Origin of the sequence: Streptomyces sp. NPDC008001 (assembly GCF_042958085.1) — a bacterium.
Taxonomy (GTDB): Bacteria; Actinomycetota; Actinomycetes; order Streptomycetales; family Streptomycetaceae; genus Streptomyces.
The window spans coordinates 133,291-154,615 of the sequence record NZ_JBIBIZ010000007.1 but is presented as its reverse complement, the minus strand read 5'-3'; the positions used below and the strand labels follow the sequence as shown (position 1 = coordinate 154,615).

At 70.2% G+C, this 21,325-nt stretch carries 20 protein-coding genes and 1 pseudogene; 13 read left to right on the top strand and 8 right to left on the bottom strand.

Annotated elements, in window-relative coordinates; all coding sequences use genetic code 11:
• Window positions 1-25: 25 nt before the first annotated feature.
• Window positions 26-310 (top strand): SHOCT domain-containing protein, encoded by a 285-nt coding sequence (locus tag ACFZCD_RS19790; protein ID WP_391832519.1) that lies wholly within the window; start codon window positions 26-28, stop codon window positions 308-310.
• Between the two features lie 49 nt (window positions 311-359).
• On the opposite strand, the gene ACFZCD_RS19785 is transcribed toward ACFZCD_RS19790, so the two are convergent.
• Window positions 360-1,370 (bottom strand): 2-hydroxyacid dehydrogenase, encoded by a 1,011-nt coding sequence (locus ACFZCD_RS19785; protein ID WP_391833110.1) that lies wholly within the window; start codon window positions 1,368-1,370, stop codon window positions 360-362.
• A gap of 339 nt (window positions 1,371-1,709) precedes the next feature.
• Here ACFZCD_RS19785 and ppsA point away from each other — a divergent pair, with 339 nt between their 5' ends.
• The 5 genes from ppsA (at window position 1,710) to ACFZCD_RS19760 (ending at window position 7,123) form a co-directional block, all read left to right on the top strand.
• Entirely contained in the window at window positions 1,710-4,079 is a 2,370-nt protein-coding gene (ppsA, locus tag ACFZCD_RS19780; RefSeq protein ID WP_391832517.1) for a phosphoenolpyruvate synthase, read from the top strand.
• 30 nt (window positions 4,080-4,109) lie between these two features.
• Window positions 4,110-4,928 carry a universal stress protein gene (locus ACFZCD_RS19775; protein WP_391832515.1) on the top strand — a complete coding sequence of 273 codons (819 nt, stop codon included), beginning with the start codon at window positions 4,110-4,112 and terminating at the stop codon, window positions 4,926-4,928.
• Between the two features lie 56 nt (window positions 4,929-4,984).
• Complete coding sequence (locus ACFZCD_RS19770; RefSeq protein ID WP_391833108.1) at window positions 4,985-5,671, top strand: CBS domain-containing protein; 687 nt, start codon at window positions 4,985-4,987, stop codon at window positions 5,669-5,671.
• A complete protein-coding gene (locus ACFZCD_RS19765; protein ID WP_391832513.1) occupies window positions 5,664-6,314 on the top strand; it encodes a CBS domain-containing protein in 651 nt (216 codons plus the stop codon). Before ACFZCD_RS19770 ends, ACFZCD_RS19765 begins: the two co-directional genes overlap by 8 nt.
• Window positions 6,315-6,433: 119 nt before the next feature.
• The gene (locus ACFZCD_RS19760) at window positions 6,434-7,123 is read left to right on the top strand and encodes a helix-turn-helix domain-containing protein (RefSeq protein ID WP_391832511.1); all 690 of its coding nucleotides are present in this window, start codon (window positions 6,434-6,436) and stop codon (window positions 7,121-7,123) included.
• A 5-nt stretch (window positions 7,124-7,128) separates the two neighbouring features.
• On the opposite strand, the gene ACFZCD_RS19755 is transcribed toward ACFZCD_RS19760, so the two are convergent.
• The 5 genes from ACFZCD_RS19755 to ACFZCD_RS19735 form a co-directional block, all read right to left on the bottom strand.
• The gene (locus tag ACFZCD_RS19755; RefSeq protein ID WP_391832509.1) at window positions 7,129-9,537 is read right to left on the bottom strand and encodes a glycoside hydrolase family 65 protein; all 2,409 of its coding nucleotides are present in this window, start codon (window positions 9,535-9,537) and stop codon (window positions 7,129-7,131) included.
• A 120-nt stretch (window positions 9,538-9,657) separates the two neighbouring features.
• Window positions 9,658-10,536, bottom strand: a complete 879-nt coding sequence (locus ACFZCD_RS19750; protein ID WP_391832507.1) for a universal stress protein — start codon at window positions 10,534-10,536, stop codon at window positions 9,658-9,660.
• Between the two features lie 125 nt (window positions 10,537-10,661).
• Complete coding sequence (locus tag ACFZCD_RS19745) at window positions 10,662-11,660, bottom strand: Acg family FMN-binding oxidoreductase (RefSeq protein ID WP_391832505.1); 999 nt, start codon at window positions 11,658-11,660, stop codon at window positions 10,662-10,664.
• 311 nt (window positions 11,661-11,971) lie between these two features.
• Window positions 11,972-12,859: a phosphotransferase enzyme family protein gene (locus ACFZCD_RS19740; protein WP_391832503.1), complete on the bottom strand. Its 888-nt coding sequence runs from the start codon at window positions 12,857-12,859 to the stop codon at window positions 11,972-11,974.
• On the bottom strand, window positions 12,856-14,247 hold the full coding sequence (locus tag ACFZCD_RS19735; RefSeq protein ID WP_391832501.1) for a helix-turn-helix transcriptional regulator: 1,392 nt from the start codon (window positions 14,245-14,247) through the stop codon (window positions 12,856-12,858). Before ACFZCD_RS19735 ends, ACFZCD_RS19740 begins: the two co-directional genes overlap by 4 nt.
• 197 nt (window positions 14,248-14,444) lie before the next feature.
• On the opposite strand from ACFZCD_RS19735, the gene ACFZCD_RS19730 reads away from it, so the two are divergent.
• Window positions 14,445-14,651, top strand: a complete 207-nt coding sequence (locus ACFZCD_RS19730; protein WP_391832499.1) for a hypothetical protein — start codon at window positions 14,445-14,447, stop codon at window positions 14,649-14,651.
• A 20-nt stretch (window positions 14,652-14,671) separates the two neighbouring features.
• Here ACFZCD_RS19730 and ACFZCD_RS19725 read toward each other — a convergent pair whose 3' ends face one another.
• On the bottom strand, window positions 14,672-15,832 hold the full coding sequence (locus tag ACFZCD_RS19725; protein ID WP_391832497.1) for a helix-turn-helix domain-containing protein: 1,161 nt from the start codon (window positions 15,830-15,832) through the stop codon (window positions 14,672-14,674).
• Window positions 15,833-15,856: 24 nt separating this feature from the next.
• Window positions 15,857-16,276: an NUDIX domain-containing protein gene (locus ACFZCD_RS19720; protein WP_391832495.1), complete on the bottom strand. Its 420-nt coding sequence runs from the start codon at window positions 16,274-16,276 to the stop codon at window positions 15,857-15,859.
• Between the two features lie 168 nt (window positions 16,277-16,444).
• Here ACFZCD_RS19720 and ACFZCD_RS19715 point away from each other — a divergent pair, with 168 nt between their 5' ends.
• The 6 genes and pseudogenes from ACFZCD_RS19715 (at window position 16,445) to ACFZCD_RS19690 (ending at window position 21,044) form a co-directional block, all read left to right on the top strand.
• Window positions 16,445-17,239, top strand: a complete 795-nt coding sequence (locus tag ACFZCD_RS19715) for a TauD/TfdA family dioxygenase (protein WP_391832494.1) — start codon at window positions 16,445-16,447, stop codon at window positions 17,237-17,239.
• 132 nt (window positions 17,240-17,371) lie between these two features.
• Entirely contained in the window at window positions 17,372-17,659 is a 288-nt protein-coding gene (locus ACFZCD_RS19710; protein ID WP_391833106.1) for a DUF6415 family natural product biosynthesis protein, read from the top strand.
• Window positions 17,656-17,850: a hypothetical protein gene (locus ACFZCD_RS19705; RefSeq protein WP_391832492.1), complete on the top strand. Its 195-nt coding sequence runs from the start codon at window positions 17,656-17,658 to the stop codon at window positions 17,848-17,850. The genes ACFZCD_RS19710 and ACFZCD_RS19705 overlap by 4 nt, the downstream gene beginning before the upstream one ends.
• 89 nt (window positions 17,851-17,939) lie before the next feature.
• A complete protein-coding gene (locus ACFZCD_RS19700; protein ID WP_391832490.1) occupies window positions 17,940-18,650 on the top strand; it encodes an HAD family hydrolase in 711 nt (236 codons plus the stop codon).
• Between the two features lie 319 nt (window positions 18,651-18,969).
• Window positions 18,970-19,863: pseudogene (locus ACFZCD_RS19695) on the top strand (type IV secretory system conjugative DNA transfer family protein); the annotation flags it as partial.
• Complete coding sequence (locus ACFZCD_RS19690; RefSeq protein WP_391832488.1) at window positions 19,860-21,044, top strand: DnaB-like helicase N-terminal domain-containing protein; 1,185 nt, start codon at window positions 19,860-19,862, stop codon at window positions 21,042-21,044. The pseudogene ACFZCD_RS19695 and the gene ACFZCD_RS19690, both read left to right, overlap by 4 nt.
• Window positions 21,045-21,325 lie beyond the last annotated feature (281 nt).

The following is a 21,325-nucleotide window of genomic DNA, read 5'->3' as shown; positions in this document are numbered from 1 at the left end:
GATGACCTGGGGAAGTGAAGCGGCCATGTTCTGGTACGACCACGGCGTCGGCGGCTGGGGCCTGTTCGCGATGACCATGAGCATGATCTTGTTCTGGGTGCTGATCATCGCGGCGGCCGTCCTGCTCTTCCGAGCGCTCGCCCGTCCGTCCCGAGGCGGTCCGTACCCCGACTGGCGGAGGGGTCAGGCTCCCACGAACGCCGAGCAGATCCTCGCCGAGCGCTACGCCCGCGGCGAGATCGACGAGGAGGAGTACGCGCGGCGCCTGGCCACTCTGCGCGGCTCGCCACCGGGTAATGCCGGACAGTGACACGTGACGGGGTTGTGTCGGCCAGCCGACGCACCACCTAGGGCACTGATCAGCCCGCTTCGCCCGTGCCCGGCCCGACGAGGGTGTTCTCGCCGAGCCGCCCAGCCAGGTGATCAGCGATGTTCGCGGCGGTCGCCTCGACGATCTGCTGCACGGCGTCGCGGCTGAAGTAGCCCTGGTGGGAGGTGACCAGGACGTTGCCGAAGGTCATCAGCCGGGCGAGGGTATCGTCCGCCATCACCTCCAGCGACTTGTCGAAGAAGAAGACGCCGGCCTCCTCCTCGTACACGTCCAGACCCACGCCGAGCAGCCTTCCCGCGAGCAGGGTCTCGACCAGCGCATGGGCGTCGACGAGCCCGCCCCTGCTGGTGTTGATCAGGATGGCGTCGTCCTTCATCAGGGCCAGCGCCGCTGCGTCGACCACGTGGTAGGTGCCGGGCACGAGCGGTGCGTGCAGGCTGAGCAGGTCCGATTCCGCGAAGAGCCGGTCGCGTTCCACGTACTCCACGCCCAGTGCGCGGCATTCGTCACTGGGTGCAACGTCGTATCCGAGCAGTCGCATGCCGAAGCCGGAGGCGATGCGGGCGAAGGCCGTGCCGATCTTGCCCGTGCCCAGGATGCCGGCGGTCCGGCCATGGAAGTCGCGACCCATGAGCCCGTCAAGCCGGAAGTCGAAGTCCCGCGTGCGGGAAACCGCCCGCGGGATCCTGCGGTTGACCGCCAGAGCCAGCGCCCAGGCGAACTCCGCCACGGCGTACGGCGAGTACCACGACACCCGCGCCACTGTCAGCCCCAGCGCCCGCGCCGCCGCCAGGTCGATGTTGTTGTAACCGGTGGCCCGCTGCGTGATCAACCGGGTCCCACCGGCCGCGAGTACCCGTAGGACCTCGCCGTCCAGGACGTCGTTGACACTGCTGCACACCACGTCCCGCCCCGCGGCCGTCGCGACCGTGTCCCAGTTGAGGATCAGGTCGAGACACCGCAGGTCGTATTCCAGGCCCAGTGCCCGTTCCAGCAGCGGTCGCTCGTCGGCGGTCACGCCGTAGGCGATGACTCCCACCATGCTCGCGCTCCCCTGGCCGGCCTCGTCGATCCCATGATCCCGGCCTTCGGCCCCGGCCGTCGGCCGGGCCGTCCGAAAGCGTGAAGGCGGCGTCCGAGCCGACTCCTCCAAAAAGCCCCGGGCCGCACGACACGCTGACAAACACGCAGGTCACCGCTATGGCGGGGCACCTCTGGGCGTGGTGTGATGGAAGTGGCGGGAGGACCTCGCAGGGGACGCGGGGAAGCGGCTCGCGGCCGTGCACCGCGCAATCCGGATCCGCGAGAAGCGGATGGGCCCTCCCGTCAGCGTCGCCGCCCAAGAACTGGGCGGCGCCCGCACCTGACTAGGAGCGCGATGTCCATCGGCGGACGCGTCATCCCCTTCTCCGAGCTCGGTCGCTCGGACGTGTCCGTGGTGGGCGGCAAGAACGCCTCACTGGGCGAGCTCATCCGGCACCTCTCTCCCGCCGAGGTGAACGTGCCCGACGGCTTCGCCACCACCGCCGACGCCTACCGCGAGTTCCTGCGGGCCGATGCCGTGGGCGACCGGATCGCCGGGCACCTGGCCCGCTTGGCGGCAGGGGACGCGCTCTCGGACGTAGGAGCTGCGATCCGCGCCGGCATCCTGGCCACGCCCCTGCCGGCGGCCCTGCAAGAAGAGATCACTCAGGCGTACGCCCGGCTCGCTCACGAGGCCGGGCGTACCGATCCCGATGTCGCCGTGCGCAGCAGCGCGACCGCCGAGGACCTGCCCGAGGCGAGCTTCGCCGGGCAGCAGGAGACCTTCCTCAACGTCCGTGGCCCGGAGGCGCTGCTGGACGCCTGTCACCGCTGCTACGCCTCCCTGTTCACGGACCGGGCGATCGACTACCGGGAGCGCATGGGGTTCGACCAGCTGTCCGTGGCCCTGTCGGTGGGCGTGCAGCTGATGGTCCGCTCCGACCTCGGCGGCGCGGGGGTGATGTTCACCCTCGACACCGAGACCGGATTCCCCGAGGCCGTAGTGATCAACGCGGCGTGGGGGCTCGGCGAGAGCGTGGTGAGCGGGCAGGTCGACCCCGACGAGTACGTGGTCTTCAAGCCGCTGCTCAAGGACCCGGCCCTGAACCCGGTCATCCGGGTGGCGACCGGCGGCAAGCACGCCAAGGTCGTCTATGCCGAGGGCGGACTCACCCGCACGGTGGACACCGCCCCCGCGGAACGTACGGCGCGCGTGCTCGACGACGGCGAGGCGCGGCGCCTCGCCGAGTGGGCGTTGGCGGTGGGGCGGCACTACGGCACCCCCATGGACCTGGAGTGGGCGAAGGACGGCCGCACCGGCGAGATGTTCGTCGTCCAGGCCCGCCCCGAGACGGTACGGTCCCGGCGCACTTCGGCTGTGCTGCGTCGCTACCGGCTCACCGGCACCGGCGAGTGCCTGGCCACCGGCGTGGCCGTGGGCGAGGCGGTGGGCGCCGGCCCGGTGTGCGCGCTCGCGTCCCCCGTGGGGCTGGATCGCTTCCCCACCGGCTCCGTGCTGGTGACCTCCGTGACCGACCCCGACTGGGAGCCCCTGATGAAGCGGGCGGCGGCCATCGTCACCGACCACGGCGGGCGCACCTCGCACGCCGCCATCGTCAGCCGTGAACTCGGCGTCCCAGCGGTCGTCGGCACCGGCAACGCCACGGCCGTCCTGGCCGATGGCCACCCCGTCACCGTCTCCTGCGCCGAGGGCTCGGAGGGCCACATCTACACGGGCCTGGTCGGCTACGAGGAGGAAGACGTCGGCCTGACCGGACTACCCCCGACGCGTACGCGGGTGATGCTGAACCTCGCCGACCCGGCCGCGGCCTTCCGCTGGTGGCAGCTGCCGGCGGACGGCGTCGGGCTGGCCCGTATGGAGTTCATGGTGGCCCACCAGGTCAAGGTCCACCCCATGGCACTGCTCCGGCCCGACCGGCTCTCCGCCAAGGAGCGGCGAGCCGTCGACGAGCTGACCGGCGGGTACGCCGACCGCACCGAGTACTTCGTCGACCGCCTCGCGCGGGGAGTGGCCACCATCGCCGCCTCGCGCTGGCCGGCCCCGGTGATCCTGCGCACCAGCGACTTCAAGACCAACGAGTACGCGAAGCTGGTCGGCGGTCGTCCCTTCGAGCCGGCCGAGGCGAACCCGATGATCGGGTGGCGGGGTGCGAGCCGCTACTACAGCGAGGGCTACCGCGACGGCTTCGCACTCGAGTGCCGGGCGATCCGGCGGGTGCGCGAGGAGTTCGGCCTGACGAACGTCGTGGTGATGATTCCTTTCTGCCGCACCTTGGCCGAGGCGGACCGCGTCCTGGAGGTCATGGGGCAGGAAGGGCTGCGGCGCAGGGAACACGGGCTTCAGGTGTACGTCATGGCGGAGATCCCCTCCAACATCCTCCTGGCTCGCGACTTCGCCGAGCGCTTCGACGGCTTCTCCATCGGCAGCAACGACCTCACCCAGCTCACCTTGGGTGTCGACCGTGACTCGGCCGAGCTGGCCGGCGTCTTCGACGAGACGGATCGCGCCGTGACGCGAAGCATCGAGACCCTGATCTCGGCCGCCCACGCCGCAGGCCGCCCCGTCGGATTGTGCGGCCAGCGGCCGAGCGACGACCCGGATTTCGCCGCGTTCCTGGTCAGGGCGGGGATCGACTCCATCTCGGTGGCCCCCGACAGCTTCGTTCCGGTGAAGCGGCACGTGGCGGAAGCCGAGCAGGCATGAGAGGTGGTCGCCGTGGTACGACCGGTTGTCGTGGGCGTTGACGGTTCGGACGAGAGCCTGAGCGCCGTGACGTGGGCCGCGCGTGAGGCAGTGACGCGGGGCACTGCCCTTCGCATCCTGCACGCGCTGGAGTGGAGGACGAGCAACCAGCAGTTCTCCGCCGGTGTTTCCGCCCAGCAGGAGTGGGCGCGGAGCCGGATTGAGGGGGCCCTGCAAGGGCTGACCTCGGCTCGTCCGGGCCTGCGGGTCGATGCCGAGGAGGTCGACGAGCTGCCGGCGAAGGCCCTGCTCGATGCGGCCCGGGAGGCCGAGCTGCTGGTGCTGGGGTCGCGCGGGCTGGGCGGATTCGAGGGCTGGCTGCTGGGTTCGGTGAGCCTGGCGGTGATCGCCCATGCGGCCGTACCAGTGGTGCTGGTCCGTGCCGGATGGGAGCCGCCCGCGGCCGGGGCCGACGGCCCCATCGTCGTCGGGGTCGGGCGGGACGGTTCGTACGATCCGCTGCTGGAGTTCGTCTTCCCGGCCGCGGCGGCCGGCGGCGCCGTGCTGCGTGTGGTCCACGTCCGGCGGCCGGAGGCGGCGATCGGTGACGAAAACGAGGGCGAATCTGATGGGAGCTTTCTCACCGGCTTGCTGACCTCGTGGCGGGAGCGGTGGCCTGACGTCGAGGTGGAGGAGTGGCTGACGGCCGGGCCGGCCGCCCAGCGTGTGGTCGAGGCAGGCAAGGACGCTCAGCTGCTGGTTGTCGGCCGCCGTATGCACCGGCCGGCCTTCGGTGCCCATATTGGCCCGGTGACACACGCCGCGGTCCACCACACCGGCTGTCCGGTGGCGGTGGTACCGCACAGCTGACATAAACACATAGACAGGGGCATCTTGCACGTTCCGGAAGGGACCCGAGGATCATGTTGCAGCACCGCACGGTCGACGAGCTCATGACCCGCAACGTGGTGCGGGTGCGTCCGGACACGCCGTTCAAGGAGATCGTCAAGGAGCTCGCCGAGAACGACGTGACCGCCGTGCCGGTCGTCGACCCGAACGGCCGGGTGGTGGGGGTCGTCTCCGAGGCCGATCTCATGCGCAAGGCGGCCGATCAGCCCGACCCCTTCGGCCACGTCCCCGTACCGAACCTCGAGGCCTGGGAACGGGCCAAGGCCGAGGGCGCCCGAGCCGAGGAGCTGATGTCCGCCCCCGCGGTGTGCGCCCGGCCGGAGTGGAACGTGGTGGAGACCGCCCGGCTGATGGCCACGCAGAACGTCAAGCGTCTGCCTGTGGTCGACGAAACCGACAAGCTCGTCGGCATCGTCAGCCGCGCGGACGTCCTGCGGGTCTTCCTGCGTGACGACTCTGCCATCCGCTCCGAGATCGAGCGCGACCTGCTGGAACACACCGTGGGCCTGGCGCCCTCGGCCGTGAGAGTCGAGGTGTCCGAAGGACAGGTCACCCTGACCGGCAACGTCGAGGCCCGCAGCACGATCCCGCTCATCGAACGTCTGTGCCGCTCCGTCGACGGTGTTGTCTCGGTCCACCAGCGCCTGACCTATACGGGCGACGACACCGGAGGTGGCTTCCCGGAAGGTGACAGCCGTGCGTGACACGCGGCGCACCGTAGACGACGTGATGAGCCACACCGTCGTGGCCGTCAGCCAAACGGCGTCCTACAAGGAAATCGCCAAAACGCTCGCGGAGTGGAAGGTCAGCGCCATGCCCGTCCTGGCGGGCGAAGGCCGGGTCATCGGCGTCGTCTCCGAGGCGGACCTCCTGGCAAAGGAGGAGTACAAGGGCCGCGAACCGCCGGACGCCGCCCGTCCCGAGGAACTCGCGGAACTGGCGAAAGCCGGGGCGAGGACGGCGGAGGACCTGATGAGCACCCCGGCCATCACTGTGCACGCCGACGCCACCATCGCCGAAGCCGCCCGCACGATGGCCCTCAAGGGCGTAAAGCGCCTGCCCGTAGTCGACGCCGAAGGCAAGCTGGTCGGCATCGTCAGCCGGGCCGACATCCTCAAGATCTACCTCCGCAGCGACGAGGACATTGCCGAAGAGGTCCGCGACGAGATCGTGGCCCACCTCTTCCCACACCGGCGCCCCAGCGTCGAAGTCCGGGTGGAGGAAGGTGTCGTCGCTCTCTCGGGCCGGCTGCCCGACGCGACGATTGCCCCACTTGTAGCCCGCCTGGTGAGGGCCGTGGAAGGCGTCGTCGATGTCGACCTCCACCTTGATACCTCCACTGGCTGACCTCCACACGAGGCTCCCTGCCCCTACCCTCCCGATCGGCGGTGCAGAGCTGGCATGACTGCCCGGCCTCTGATCCCCTGGGAGGCGGGGACGGCTCAGGAGCCCCAGGAGGTCAAAAGATGCACACCGACGGGCCGGCTCCGGGCGGCCCCGGGGGACCACCGCCAGAGGAGCACGAGGACACGGTGGCCGCGCGCTGCACCGTCCGGCGCCGGCAGCTCGGGCTGACCCGCGAGGAGCTGGCACACCGCGCCGGCATGTCGTCGGCCTACCTGAACCAGCTGGAGACGTTCAGCGGCGATTTCGACCCCGCTGCGCTCATGCGGCTCGCCGCCGCCCTGGAGATGCCCTACGACGAGCTCGTCGGGGGCCCACGGGAAGCCGCGCCCGGTCGGCGAGGGGCCGTCCCCCATCCCCTGCTGGCCCGGCTGCCCGAGGACGAGTGCTGGCGACGGCTCGGCACCCACGGCATTGGCAGGGTCGGCCTGTCGACCGGGGAGGCCCCGGTCGTGCTGCCCGTGAACTTCCTGGTCGACGGTCACAGCGTCGTCTACCGGACGGATCCGGAAGGCTCCGCGGCTCCGGGCGACGGGGATCAGCTCGCCTTCGAGGTCGATCACATCGACGAACAGCTCAGCCGCGGCTGGAGCGTCCTCATCACGGGAACAGCCGAGCGCATCACCGACGCCGGCACGGCCGAGGACCTCGCCACCCAGCCGGGCGCCCAGCCCTGGGCCGGTGGGAAGCGAGACTTGTGGGTCCGTATCCGGCCCGGGCAGGTGACGGGGCGCACCATCCATACCGGGTGAGACGGTCAACCGCTCTTCGTTCCGGCCAGTTTCAGTGATGTGCAGTCACCCGGAGAGACGGTGAGCGAGCGGCCCGGCAGGACGATCCTGACCGCCGACTCCTCCGAGTCCGGCACGCTGACCGTCAGCTCGTCGCTCCGCACGCGTACGCCGATGCCCCAGTGCCCGCGGTAGCGCAGGGTGAAGCCGAACTCCGAAAGTTCCGGCAGCTCCACCGGGTCCAGCCACAAGGCGTCCTCGCGGGTTTCCAATCCCGTCAGGCCGCGCTGAACGAGATCGAGGGTGCCGGCCATGGCACCGAGGTGGATGCCCTCGGGCGTGGTGCCGCCCTGGAGGTCGGCAACGTCGCTTTCGAGTGCCTTGTGGAAGTACCGCCAGGCGTCGCCGCGGCGGGCGCGGGCCAGCACCCAGCTGTGGACGACCTCGCTGAGGGTGGAGCCGTGGCTGGTGCGCCGCAGGTAGTGGTCGACGGTGCGCTGCCACAGCTCGTCCGTGAGCCCGTAGCCAAGGCGCTCGAACAGTGATGCGAGCTCCTTCGGTGAGAAGAGGTAGCCGAGCATCAGCACGTCTGCCTGCTTGGAGACCTGGTACCGGTTGACCGTGTCGCCTTCCGCTTCGAGGATGCGGTCCAGCCTGCGGATGTCGCCGTAGCGTTCCCGGTAGCGCTTCCAGTCCAGTTCAGCCAGGTCGCCGTAGCCGTCGAACTGGCTGATGACGTCCTGGTGGAACGGCACGACCAGGCGCCGGGAGACGTCCTCCCACAGCGGAAGTTGACCGAGGTCGAGACGGCCGCGTTCGAGGAGCTGCTGCCGACGCCGGGCCGGCAGGCTGCGTGTCAGGTCGAGGGCACGGGTGAGGACCCAGGCGGCGGTGATGTTGGTGTACGCGTTGTCGTCGATGCCGGGCCGGACGGCGCCGGGGTAGGCATCGTGGTACTCGTCCGGGCCGACGACTCCCCGGATGTGGTACTGGCCACTCGCGGGGTCGAGGACGGCGCTGCTCGCCCAGAACCGGGCGATCTCCAGCAGCATGTCCGCGCCCCTGCCGTACAGATACTCCGTATCGCAGGTGGCCTGACAGTACTGCCACACGTTGTACGCGACCGCCGAGCCCACATGCCGCTGGAGCCGGCTGTGGTCGGGCAGCCAGCGGCCGGAGCGCGGGTTGAGGTGCAGCAGCTGGCTCTCCTCGCGGCCGTTACTGCCGCTCTGCCACGGGTACATGGCGCCGGCCCGGCCCGCCTGCCGGGCCGCCCGCACGGCCTGCGGCAGACGGCGGTGGCGGTAGTTCAGCAGGGCCCGGGAGACCTCGGGGAAGTGCAGGTCGAGGTAGGGCAGGACGAACAGCTCGTCCCAGAAGACGTGTCCCCGGTACGCCTCCCCGTGCAGCCCGCGTGCCGGCACGCCCACGTCCAGGTCGGCGGTGTGCGGGGAGAGGGTCTGCAGGACATGGAAGAGGTGCAGGCGCAGCACCCGGCCCGCCTCACCGGGGACGTCGAGCTCCGCCTGCCCCCACAGCTGTTCCCACACGACAGCATGCGAGCGCAGCAGCTCGGTGAAGTCCGGTGCGTCGGCGACGCGTTCCACGGCGGCACCGACGGGATCACCGATGGCGGTGTCCCGGGACGTGTGCAGCGCGACGGTCTTGGTCACCGTCACGGGCTCGTCCTCCGGCAGGACGAACGCGAAGCGGTGCGCTGCCTGGTGGCCCGCCGCCGTGAGCGAGACCGGCGCCGGTGCCAGACCGTCGACGTCCACACGCTGGGCCATACCGACACCGATGTCGGACGTCCTCGTACGGCAGCGCAGCCATACGGTCCCCGGCTCCACTACGCCGACCTGAACGCCGGTCAGGTGGCGGCGTTCGAGGGCCTTGTAGCGGTGCACGTTGGCGTTGACCACGTTCCCGTCCAGTCCGGCTTCCACCTCGATCCGTCCGGTCCGGCCCTCGGCCGTGAAGACCGTCCGCAATGCCGCGAGGTGTGGCTCCCCCATGTGGACCAGCCGGCACTGCTCCACCCGCACCATCCGGCCGCCGCCGGCCCGATATCGGAAGGTCCGGGTCAGCGTTCCCTGACGGATGTCGAGCACCTGCCGGTAGTCCGCGACCTCGCAGGTGTCGGGTGTGAACCACGGGCCCGCCGAGCCGTCGTCGGACAGCAGCCGGAAGCGCAGGAGCAGCCAGTTCGGCAGGTTGACGATGTCCTCGTTCTCGACCTGCCGGCCCGCGACCGACGAGACGAGCCGGTCGTAGCATCCGGCGACGTACGTTCCCGGGCAGTGGACCAGCCCGCCCCGGCTCTCGGGGGCGGCGCCCCGGGTGGCGAAGTAGCCGTTGCCGAGCGTGTGGAGCGCCTCCCGCAACGGCTCCGTCGCCGGGTCGTACCCCTCGTACCCCCAGGTCCACTCCCCCATCAACGGCCTCGCTTCCGCTCTGCTCAAGGAGCCGGGCGCCGCGGCGGCCCGCCGTCAACGCGGCCGCCGGCGCGGTGGCCTGCCTCCCCCGTGACCGGGGGCCTCGTCATCAGCACGGCCTCAGTCGTGCGGCACCACGGCGACCGGGCAGGCCGCATGGTGCACGCACGCCTGGGCCACGTTCCCGAGGCGTGGCGCCACCGGCGGGTGATGCCGACGCCTGCCGACCACCAGCAGAGCGGCGCCGTCCGCGGCCTCCAGAGCAGCGCGGGCGGCACTGCCCAGCCTCACCGTGCTGGCCACCGCAACTCGGGGATAGCGATCGCGCCACGGCCGTACGGCAGCTGAGAGCCTCTCCTCGGCCTCCTTGCTGATCTCGCCCGCCACGTCGGGATCGACTCCCCACGGTGCGTACGCCTGCACCGGCAACGGACACCCGTGGAGGACCCGGAGCGACGCGTCACGTGCCGCAGCGGTCTCGAAGGCGAATTCCAGCACGCTGTCGCACGGACCGTGCAGGCTGACGCCGGCGACCACGTCGGCACCGCCGGCGGTAGGTGCCGGCTGTCCACCGGTTCCGGTCGCCCGGACCAGGACCACCGGCCGCTCGGCCCTCCCCGCGACCTGGAGGCTGATGTCGCCCAGGAAGAAGCTCGCCAGGCGGTCCAGCCCGCGGGAGCCCAGCACCACCATCGTCGATTCCTCGGCCGCCCGCAGCAGGGCGGTCTCGGGCTCTTCCGCCACCAGGTCCTCGGTCACGGAGAGGTCGTGGTGCCGCTCGTACACGGCTGTCGCAGCAGCACGCACGATGCGCTTCGCCCAGTAATTCTGGTCCTCGCCCGGCGGCAGCCCCGTCGAGGGCTCGCCCGCCAGCAGTATCCACGCATGCAGAAGGCGCAGCCCGAGTCCTCGGCGCTCGGCCTCGTCCGACGCCCACAAAGCGGCAGCCAGGCTCTCGGGGGAACCGTCGAGCCCCACCGTGATCGGCGCCTGATCCATGACGGCCACCTCCGTCACTTGCCCTTTCGCGTCAGCGGGCCCGGTGTGCGACTCGCCATCTCCAGCCTGGATCCACCCGGACGGGGCGGCCACCGGAGCTGTCGGGCCCAGCGCGGCCGCGGGGCTTAGTCCTCGATGGCCAGGACCTCACGCACAGGGCGACGCGGAGTAGCGGGGCCTTGCGGTCCGTATCCGAGGCGCAGGATCATCTGCACACACCCCGTCCCGGTCACAGGATCACGCAGCGGCCAGCGCAGGTCCGGCCACTCCAGGGCCTGGGTGGAGAACGAGGTGGCCAGGCCCTGGAGAGTGGCGAGAAGCAGCACACGCTCCATGGCCTGACCCGCACGCAGCCATTGCACCGGCTGATCATCATCAGTACTCACGACGGCGAGGTGCGGGGTGCCCTCGAAGGGTGTCGTACCCCGGTCGGCCACCGGTTGCCCGCCGGAGAAGTCCCGCATCGGCGCGCGCCCACCATGCTTGCGGGGCCCGAAGGCGTACTCCGGAACGCCGTCGGTCGCCGTGTCGGCCCCGTCAGCGCCGATCCGCGTCCACCGGGCGAGGTCCTGCTCACTGCCACGGTCGGTGAGATTGCGCGCCTCGGCTTCCTCGGCGAGCTCCTCCATCCACCGCGCCTGCCAGGATTCGGGAAAGGACAGAACGGCGCCCTCCTGTTGAGCTGCGTCGATCAAGGCAGTACGCACATTCTCGGGAATCGCCTCCTCGGCAAACGGGTACCGGCTGGTATGCCGTTGCCGGACCGCTGGCTCCAACAATCTCAGCCCCGTATCGTCACCGCCGTCCGAAGCCGTCGTGCGTACCGAGGCCAGCAAAGTGGCGTCCTCCGCATCGGGCAAAAGCACGGCATCTGCGTGGAGGCCGGCCGCCGCGAGTGCGACGCGCAGGTTGAACAAGGCGGCTCCGCAGCCGATATGCAGGGCCCTGCCGTCGGGGTCGGAGTGCGGCATGTTCCGCTCGGGGTCCGCATACAGGCGGAATGTTCCATCTCCTCGCGAATAGCGAAAACGCCATGGCTGCGCGTTGTGCATCGAGGGCGCGGTCACCGCCTCACCGACGAGCTCCGCCACTCGGGCGCTGTCCAGGATGGGAGCTGCGGTCATGGAAATCTCCCTTCCGGCGAGTTTCCGGCAGCGACGCCGACTCTCTTCCCATCCTCCCTCCTCAGGACGGTCACGGCATGGGCCGGTCAGCCCTGTTCCCGGACGCCGGTCTCTGCGGGCGAAGCGGCACTGCCGCCAGGCACCTGTCCTTACCGGGCGCGGCCCGGGCTTTCGAGGTTGTGCCAGGTGGCCTTGGCACCCGAGTGACCGATGTCGTTAGGTCTCCAGCAAGGCGCCCACCCCCACGGGCGTCTGCCCTCAACGGCAGAGCCCCCCCCCCGCCTGCCCCGGCTCACATCGGCCCTGCCGGATCACGGTACTGCCGTCCAGGTCCACGGGCGTGGGCCCTTTCGGCCGCGCAGGCAGTCGACCCGGTGTTGTGCCTCGGCGCGGGCATGTGGGTGTTCGTCGGCGATCTGGAGGGCGAAGGTGACCATGCGCAGTTCCCGGATGCCCGCCAGGACCGGATACCCGGGCCATGAGGTGACGTCCATGCCGTAAGTCGAGCAGAAGTCCTCGTATGCGGCTGCCGTGACGGTGGCGGTCGTGAGGTGCTTCACCGCAGTGGAGACGAGGTCCCATTCCGGTGGTCCGTAGCAGGTGTTCTCCAGGTCGAGGAGGTAGGCGGCGCCGTCGGCATCGACGGCGACGTTGCCGTCCCAGGCGTCGCCGTGCAGAGCGCACAGCGGCAGGCCGGCCGGGAGGCCGGCGAAGTCAGCGGCGAGCTGGCCGGCGTGGTCCTGGAGCCAGCGGCGGTCATCGGTGGTGAGGAGGCCGGCCTCGGCGATACGGCGCATGGGCTTGGTGAGGGGTTCGAGCGGCGGCAGGGTGAGGGAGGCCGGCGGGGTGAGCTGATGTATCTGCTTCAGCAGCCGGGCGACGTCAGCGGCGGTCCCCGGCCGATGAGGTGGGAGCTCGTCCCAGAACGTCACCGGCCGACCGTCGACGAGGACGGGGCGGTCGGCGATCGCCGGACGGACGGTGCGGACGCCGTTGTCGGTGAGCCAGCGCGCCACGGCCAGTTCTCGTTCCGCGATCTCCCGGCCATCGGGGCGACCGATGCGGGCGACGATCCCACCTGGGAGCCGCCAGATCGCATTACCGGCGATTCGTATCGGCTGGGCCCCTTCATCAGGGAGTCCGACCTGGCGGCAGGCGGCTCTGAGGACACCGCGGGACTGTGCGGCCACGGTGCTCACGCGTTGATCGTTTTCTTGATGCGCTCACGAAGCTCCGTGACCTCCGGGATGGCGCGGTGTCGGTATCCGAGGGTCGCGAGTTCGCGCAGCCCGTCCGCCGCCCGACGGGAACGCATCTGCCCGACATCCTCAAGGGCCAGCACTCCCATGGCGACGGCCTCACGCGGATCCCCGACGGCCATGTGCAGGGCGGCGAGCTTCGTCCGGGACATGGCCCGTGACCGTACATAGGCATCCGTGTGGAGCTTCACGGCGGCGTTGAAGCGTTCCACGGCCGCCGGATGGTGGTGGCCTGCGAGGGCCAGGTCGTACAGGGCGTGGCCGGTGTCGCCCTGGTGCTGGGCTTCGTCGTAGTAGGCCATCCACGCAGGGTCGACGGCGGGGTCGCGGCAGGCGAAGGCGTCGTCGGCTTGACCGATCGCCTTGAGCGCGGCCTCGGTCTCGCCGAGCTTGGCGTAGGCGCGGGCCCGGGCGGTGTGGAGCATGGCGTGCTCGGTGGCGGTCAGCCGGTCGGAGCGGGCGAGGCCGAGCTCGGCATGGGTCAAGCCGGTGTCTCCGTCGCCGAGCCAGATGGCCTGCCGGGCCCGGAAGCTGTAGATCTTCGCACGCAGGTGCCATTCCCCGGCTTCCTCGGCGCAGGCGGCGGCGAAGGCGAACACGCGGCGGGCGTCGTCGTGGGCGTACGCATCGAAGTCGGTGGCGCCGACGACCATGCCCAGCCGCGCGGCGGCGGCGAACAGCTGAGGCCGGATCTCCTCCGGGCAGCGGCACTCGAGGAGGGCAGAGGCCCATTTCAGCTGTGCCGTGGCCACTTGGCGGACGATGCCGCCCCCGCCGTAGGCGTTGTCCCAGCCGGAGACCACGTTCGCGGCGTCCTGGATCTGCTCGATGTCCTGGAGGCGTACGACGGCCGGGAGCTGCGCGGGCTCGGTGGGGGCGAGCAGGTGGGAGAAGGGAGAGGCCGCTATCGCGGTCGCACCCCCAGCGGTGAGGAAGGAACGGCGTCGCACGTCACTCCAGTTGTCACTCAGCGTGTCATCGTCGAGTGACAGCATGACCGCCTCGGGAACACCCATACGGCCGGAGTCTGTCCCGTCCTTGGTCTTGTACGCATCGCGCCGGCCGTTGTCCGCTTCGGCTTCGACGTAGGGACACATCCACTCCAGGATTCCGCCTGTGTCGAGCGCGGCGTCGAGAAGACGCGCCAGCTGTACCCGGCATATCCGCTCACCCTTTTCGATCTTGCCGATCTGATTGCCGCTGACGTGAACCAGGGCGCCGAGCTGGGTCTGTGACAGGTCCCGGACCATGCGCCAGTGGCGGAGGTGGGCACCGAACCGTTCTCTGACCGAACCGGTCGGGTTCAGTGGCTTCGGCGGCTGCGGCATCGCGTCTCCTCAATCGTCCACGCCGTTGATGCGTACACCCGGGGACCGTACGCATCCGCTGCTTTCACCGACGAGGCGGCGAAGTGCAGTATCCGTGCCCAGGCACATGGCCCAACGACCATGATTCTCCCCGGTTTTGGGCAACGCTTTCCATCCCCCGTACACAACGCGCAGACCGCTCAGGCTGGAGCCTCCCCATGCCCGTTTTTCCTGGCACGGCCATGTCCGGACCCGCCGCCCACCCGGACCAGAAGCTCGAGATCCCCGCCGAATCCCCCGTCGGGGCCCGTTACCGGAAAGCGCACGGCGATGCGACGACCTGGCCCGCCCACGACTTCGAGGTCTACTACGACCTCGCCCGCGCGGTCCCGTTCCCCGATCTCGGCCCCGGGCAGACCCAGTGAGCGGGCTCGCGGCCGCGGTCCTACGCGGCCATCTCCTGTCGCATCCGGTCCAGCGCCTCACCCGCGGCGGCCCGGATGTCCGGCAGCCGCTGACCGGCGGCGCGCATCATGCGCTGCAACTGGTGCGGCAGCCGCTGGACCACCGCTTCGCCCAGCGCCACGTCCAGGGCCTCGGCCGCCCCCGCCCGGTCCCCGCCGATGAGACGGACCTGGGCGACGGTGACCAGCTCGATCACCCGCCACTGCGGCGCCACCCTGGTCGTGAGCGCCGGCCGTTCCTCGACAAGCCGTATCGCTGCCGGTGCACGGCCCGTGGCCAGGAGCCCGCGCAGGCGGATCTCGTGGAGCGAGTAGGGATTGAACAACGAGGTGTGCGCAGCCCCGTCGAGAAGGCTGTCGGTCTCGCGCATCACCGTGTCGAACAGCTCCTGGTCGCCGAGAGCGCCGGCGGCACGGGCCAGGAGCGGCAGGACGGCAGCGCGGTCGTCGGAAGTGGGCGCGATGGCGGCTGCGTGGCGCAGGCGTTCGACAGCGGCGCCGGTGAGACGGGCCTTGCGCAGTTCGTTGCCATGCATGCGCAGGATGCCGGAGAGCAGCGCCGGGTCGTCGCCGAGGTGGCGGGCCGCTTCCAGGCTGCGGGCGGTCCAGCGCGCCGCAGTGGCCAGGCGCTCTTCGGGGAGCACGTTGCCGAGGGCGACTCCGAGGCCGACGCGGGCGCGGGCGAGGAGCCGTACGACGTCACGTTCGCTGTGCCCGTCTTCGACGCGGGCTTCCAGGCGTGCGACGAGCGGCCAGAGTTCGGCGACGGCTTCGGAGGCGTGGCCGGACTGGCGGGCGATCTCGGCGAGCCGGACGGTCGACTCACCGAACTGCACCATGGCCCGGTGGTCGGTGTCGGCGACGTCGGTCACGCCGAGGACGTGCGGCGGCAGGCCGAGCCGTTCCGCGATACGGCGGCGGGAGCCGACGTCTTCCAGCGGGCGTTTGCCGAGCTCCAGGGCCGAGACGTACGTCTTGTCGTAGCCCAGGGCCTCGCCGAGCTCGGTCTGGGTGAGTCGGTGCACGGCCCGGTGGAACCGCAGGATCGTCCCCAGGTCGCGGCTGGCGAGGACGGCCTCGGCCTGCGGGGTCGCCCAGTGCCAGAGCACATGGCGGGCGGCGGGGCGGGGCGCCGGCGGCATCACGTCGCACCTCCCGGCGGCCGGTCAGCGCTGCCGCTGCCCGTACCAGGTGGCGATGGCGCGCTTGTAGCCATCGGGCATGTTCAGCCCTGGAACCTCGTCGGCAGTGAAGAGCCCGATGCTCTTGTGCTCATGGCTGATAACCGGCGCGCGATCCGGGGTGAGCACCGTGCAGCCGTACGTCACGATCAGCACACGTCGGCCGGGGATCGGCTCGTAGATCCACACGCCGCCGTCGATGATCGGCCCGGTCTTCACCTCCCAGCCGGTCTCTTCCAGCAGCTCCCGCTCGACCGTCGTCTCCGGGCTGTCGTCGTCGTGCTCGAGGCGACCACCGGGCAGTTCCCACTCCGCGCGTTCGTTCTTGAGCAGCAGCACGCGCTGGTGGATGTCGAGGGCAACGGCCTTGACAGAGACGGGCCAGGCCGGGGGCGTATAGGTCATCGCTGTCCTTCGTGCGTCGCCGTTCCTCGGGGCGTGCGGAACATAGCACGGGTCAAGCAACAGGCCACCGCTATAAGCGAATTGTCCGAGTCGACAATCCGTCGCTGTACCACGCCGCCGGTCCGAGTCGACCCTGGCCGCACCGTCCCCGAGGAGAGGAGCGCACTGATGCGCGAGGCGAAGCCGTACACGGCCCACTACGTCGACATTCAGTCGTCGCGGGCCGAAGAGATGGTCCGCGAGCGGTTACGCGACATCGGGATGATCACAGTCAGCGGCTTCACCTCCCGCACCATTGTCCGCGAGTTCGCCTCCCGGATCATGGACATCACCCCTCACCGCGACAGCGATCCCGACGGGCTCACCACCCTCCGCGACACCCGCCGCCACACGCACCTTGCCGGATACGGGGGTTTCAGCAACGGCGAACTCACCCCGCACACCGAGCGCTCCGGCGTCCCCAAGCCGCCCCGGCTCATGCTGCTGGTCTGCGGCACGCCCGCCCACTACGGCGGCGACTGTCTGCTCACCGACGGCCGCGCGGTCTACACGGACATCGCGGCACGCCGCCGGGAAGCCATCGTCGCGCTGAGCAAGGAGCGCACGGCGTTCTTCGGCGGCGGAGACGGCCACGCGACGCAGGTGTTCACCGAGCATCCCGATGGCCGTGTGTCCGTGCGGCTCAGGCTCGACGGCCTCGCCCGCTTCAGCCCCACCGTGCAGAGCTACCTGCCGGATCTCCGAAGCGCGCTCACCACCTACCAGGTCCGGCTCCCGCTGGACGCCGGCCAGGGCTACCTGATCGACAACCAACGCTGGCTCCACGCTCGCGAATCCTTCACCGGCAGCCGCCTGTGCTGGCGCGCCCTAGGCGAACCCCGTTTCCGCCTCCTCCGCGGCTTCGCGCCCGCCTCGCGATCCGCCGCGAGGCCGACCGCGTCCGGCCGGGTGGTCGTGTCATGAGAACCCTCAAGACAGCCGCCGGTCGCCGACTGCGCGCTACCCGCCGGGGCGCTCCCCCGGCCAGGAAGGTGGCGGATTGCCCCATCGATGTCGACGACATCATGAGCACGGTCCCGCGCCACCCTCGGCAGGCTGCCGCTGGCCGCCACCGTCGACCACCTGCTGCTGCGCCTGCGCGGCCACATCCAGCTGCTCCTGCCCGAGATCGAGGCGAAGGGCTGGGCCCGGTACGGCCAGGAGGACCAGATCCGCTTCATGACCGCGGCCGTGCGAGACAGGCTGAACAACGAACCGAAGACCGGGCCCGCGGTCGTGCGCTGCGTGTACGCCCAAGAGCTCGCCCATATCTGTCGCGGCCTCCTGGCTCTCGCGCTCGCCGAGCCAGGCTTCGAGCGGCCCTACCCGGCGACCGCGTCATGAGGGGCCGCGCACAGCCTCGACGCCGCCTCGTCTGGTACGACCCCGTCGGCACCGTGTGCAAGTGGACGTACGGGGTCGGCGTCGTCGCCACGCTGGGGCTGCTCGGGCAGCTCGTCCGGCTCGAACACCACCACAGCGCCCTCCCGAGCCCACGGCCGGCCAGCGTGCCCGACCTGCCGGACGAGGAGTGATCGCCCACGCATCGCTTCGCCGACATCCGAAGGCTCGCCACGCCCTTTCGAACCACGGCACTTCCACCCCGGTCTCCAGGGAGAAGAACATGGCCTCGACACCCCGCCCCGCGATAGAGAGTCCTCACACGGATCCGGCCCGCCGCAGCGGACAGCGCTCGCTGCTCCTCGACCTCGATGGAGTCCTGCTCGACACACGACCGGTGATGCAGAAGGCGTGGCGCGCGGTCCAGCAGCGCCACCGCATCGATGTGCCATTCGAACAGTACGAGCAGCACTTGGGCCGCCCGTTCAACGACATCATGAGGCGCCTGGCCGTGACCGACGCCGAGGCGGTGCATCGGACGTACTCGGAAGCGTCGAAGGCCGTCGCCCATCTGGCTCGGCCGTTCGACGGCGTGGAGGAAGTACTCCACGCCCTCGTCGCCCGCGGGTGGCTGCTCGGTGTCGTCACGTCCAAGCCGCTGGATCGTGCGGCCCCGCTGCTGGCGCAGCTCGGGTGCCCGTTCGGCTCGGTTCGCGCAGCCGGTGGCCCTGGCCGCGGCAAGCCGGCCCCCGATCCCCTGCTGCTCGCGCTCGTCGATCTCTGTGCTGATCCGGCGCAAGCCACCTTCGTCGGCGACATGGCGGTCGACCACGAAGCCGCGCGCCGGGCTGGAATCGCCTACGTCCACGCGGAATGGGGCTATGGATCTCCCGGTGCCCCGGTCCCTCCGATCGCGCGCACTCCGAAGGACCTCCTCCACTTCCTCGGTGAGAGCCGGCACTCCGGGCCCTTCCTCGAAGGGAGCCTGCTGTGAACCCGGTCGGCGTAGGCCCGCTCTCGCTCGCCCGGGTGGGGGCGGACGGGGCGTGCTGGTGGGCACTCGTCACAGAAGACGCCCTGCCGGACCAGAGGACGGCGGCGTGGATCACCACGACGGATCTCGACGATGTGCCCATCGATCGGAAGGAGTTGGACTCCCACGTCCAGGCCGTGATGGCCGAGCTGGAGGCGCACAGCGGCCAGCGGGCTTTGACGCCGGGTGGGGCCTCATGGCTGCACGTGCAGCACGTTCCGGTGCGCCGACTCGTCGGTCGCCTTGTGCGCAAGCTGCTTGCCCTGAGCGCGTGGGAGCCATGGCTTTCCCCGCCGACCGCACCCCGCTCGACGTGCTGCGTGACTACCGCTTCGACGCCGTCGCCGCCCAGCTCAAGGGCACCGTCGAAGGCCCGCCCGAGACGCGCGACGGCATCTACGAGACCGCACGCCAGTACGCCGCCTGCCTGCTCTCAGCCGACATCGCCGCCTGGGTCACCCCCCAGCCGGACGTGCCCGAGTTCCAGCCCGGCGACTTCGTCAAGGGCCGCGACACGCTGTACCTGCTCTCCAAGGACGGCGGAGGCGGCGCCTCGGCACTGATCGCCGCCTGCGCCGACGCGGTCATGCGCACCGCCACCGCGCACGCCGAACGCTCCGGCGGTCGCCTCGACCCGCCGCTCCTCGCGATCCTCGATGAGGCCGCCAACGTTTGCAAGATCAGCGATCTCCCCGACCTGTACAGCCACTTGGGTTCGCGCGGCATCATCCCGATCACGATCCTGCAGTCCTACCGCCAGGGCCAGAAGGTCTGGGGCGACGCGGGCATGGACGCGATGTGGAGCGCCTCCACGATCAAGGTCATCGGCAGCGGCATCGACGACCCGGACTTCGCCGACAAGCTCTCGCGAATGATCGGTGACCACGACGTGGAAACCGTCTCCACCTCCACCTCCGACTCCGGCACCTCCAAGTCGGTCTCCCTGCGGCAGGAACGGATCCTGCCCGCGGACGCCATCCGCGCCCTCGCCAAGGGCACCGCCATCTGCCTGGCCACCGGCATGCGCGCCGCCATGCTCACCCTGCGTCCCTGGTACAAGGAGCCCGGCGCCGACGATCTGTCCGCGGCCTCGGCCCGCGCCTCCAAGGCCATCACCACCCGCGCCATCGCCAAGTCCTCCCCGCAGCAGGGTAACTTCGGGAAGGCGGCATGAGCCCGGGCTTCGAAGGGCTGCCGGGTATGGAAGCGACGGTGCTCGCAGAGCAGGCCCTCCTCGGTGCCCTGCTCCTACGACCGCGCCACCTCGTCGTGACCGTCAACTGGCTGGAGGCCAGGCACTTCTACCTCCCCCACCATGCCGCCCTCTACTCGACGATGCGCAAACTCGCCGCCGATGGACATCCCGCACTGGCGGACAGGCACTCGAGCGATCAGGGCCTCGACTGGCTGAAGCGGGCCACCGCCCTCGCAACGCAACAAGCCCCGGGGCTCACTCCGTCACACGCACACACTCTGGTCAATATCTGCCCTCAACCGGATCACGCCGCCGCCTACGGCCGTATGGTCCTGGCCGGCCACACCCGCCGGTCCATCGCTGAACACGCCCAACGTCTCGCCGACACAACGCGCTCGACCAGAGGCTCAAGGCTCCAAGCAGCTACGGTCAGCGCGCAGGCAGACACTCTCGCCAGCGCCCTCGACGAACTGGCCGAGCACTGGCACGCCCACCCAGGAGCCACGAATCGCGGGGGCTCGCCTCCCCCGCTTCGCAAGCTTCCCCCGAACGCCCAACGGCACGCCGATGAACAAGCCTTCCTTTCCGCAGTCACGACTCGACCGCACGAGCTGAGGGACATCCGCGCCTACCTCACCCCGGAGGACTTTGCCAGCCCTCTCCACCAACAGCTCTACCGCTGCCTGAGCGCCCTGCATCACCGCGGCGAGCCCATCGATCCTGTCACCGTGGTTTGGGAAGCCCAGCACCGCGGAGTCCTCGCCGATGCCACGCCCGAAACCGTCCTGACCACATGCGCCCGCTCCGGCAACGACCCCGCCTACTGGGCCGCGCAGCTCCTGGACCACGCACTCATCAGCACAGCAGCGACCTCGGCACAGCACATCGAACACGCCGCCGCCGACTCGACCATCACACCCCACCGGCTCATCACGATCTCCCGCCGTGCCCTCGGCGACATCACGGCCATACGGCTGCGTCGACATCAGGCACACCACGGACCACCGACTCCACCTGCACGCCCTTCCCGGCCCTCCGCACGGCACTCTTCAACTCACCCCACGCCGGGGGCCTCCCGACACCACACCCCATCAGGCCCCAGCCCCTCATCTCCACACCTTCCGGCCCCGGTTTCCGCCCCGACAGCGCATATACGCTGACGCCAGCAGAAAGGTTTTCACAAATAGAATTGACCAAAGCGCTGGCATCTCCTGCTCTACCTGCGGTTGTAGTTGAAGCGTCACAAAACCTGGCGGGGGTGCGTCAATTGCTTCAGCGGTACGCTCGAAATGAAGGTAACGGGCTCCTCCTCCATGGCCAGGTGATCAATATGGTCCACCCCAAAAATGTGGAGGCCCTGACCAGGCGTTCCCGAAGCGCGGCGCAACGCGCCCGCGCAGCGGCCGCAATCGAGCGACCCCCTGGCGGTCCGGTGGCCGAC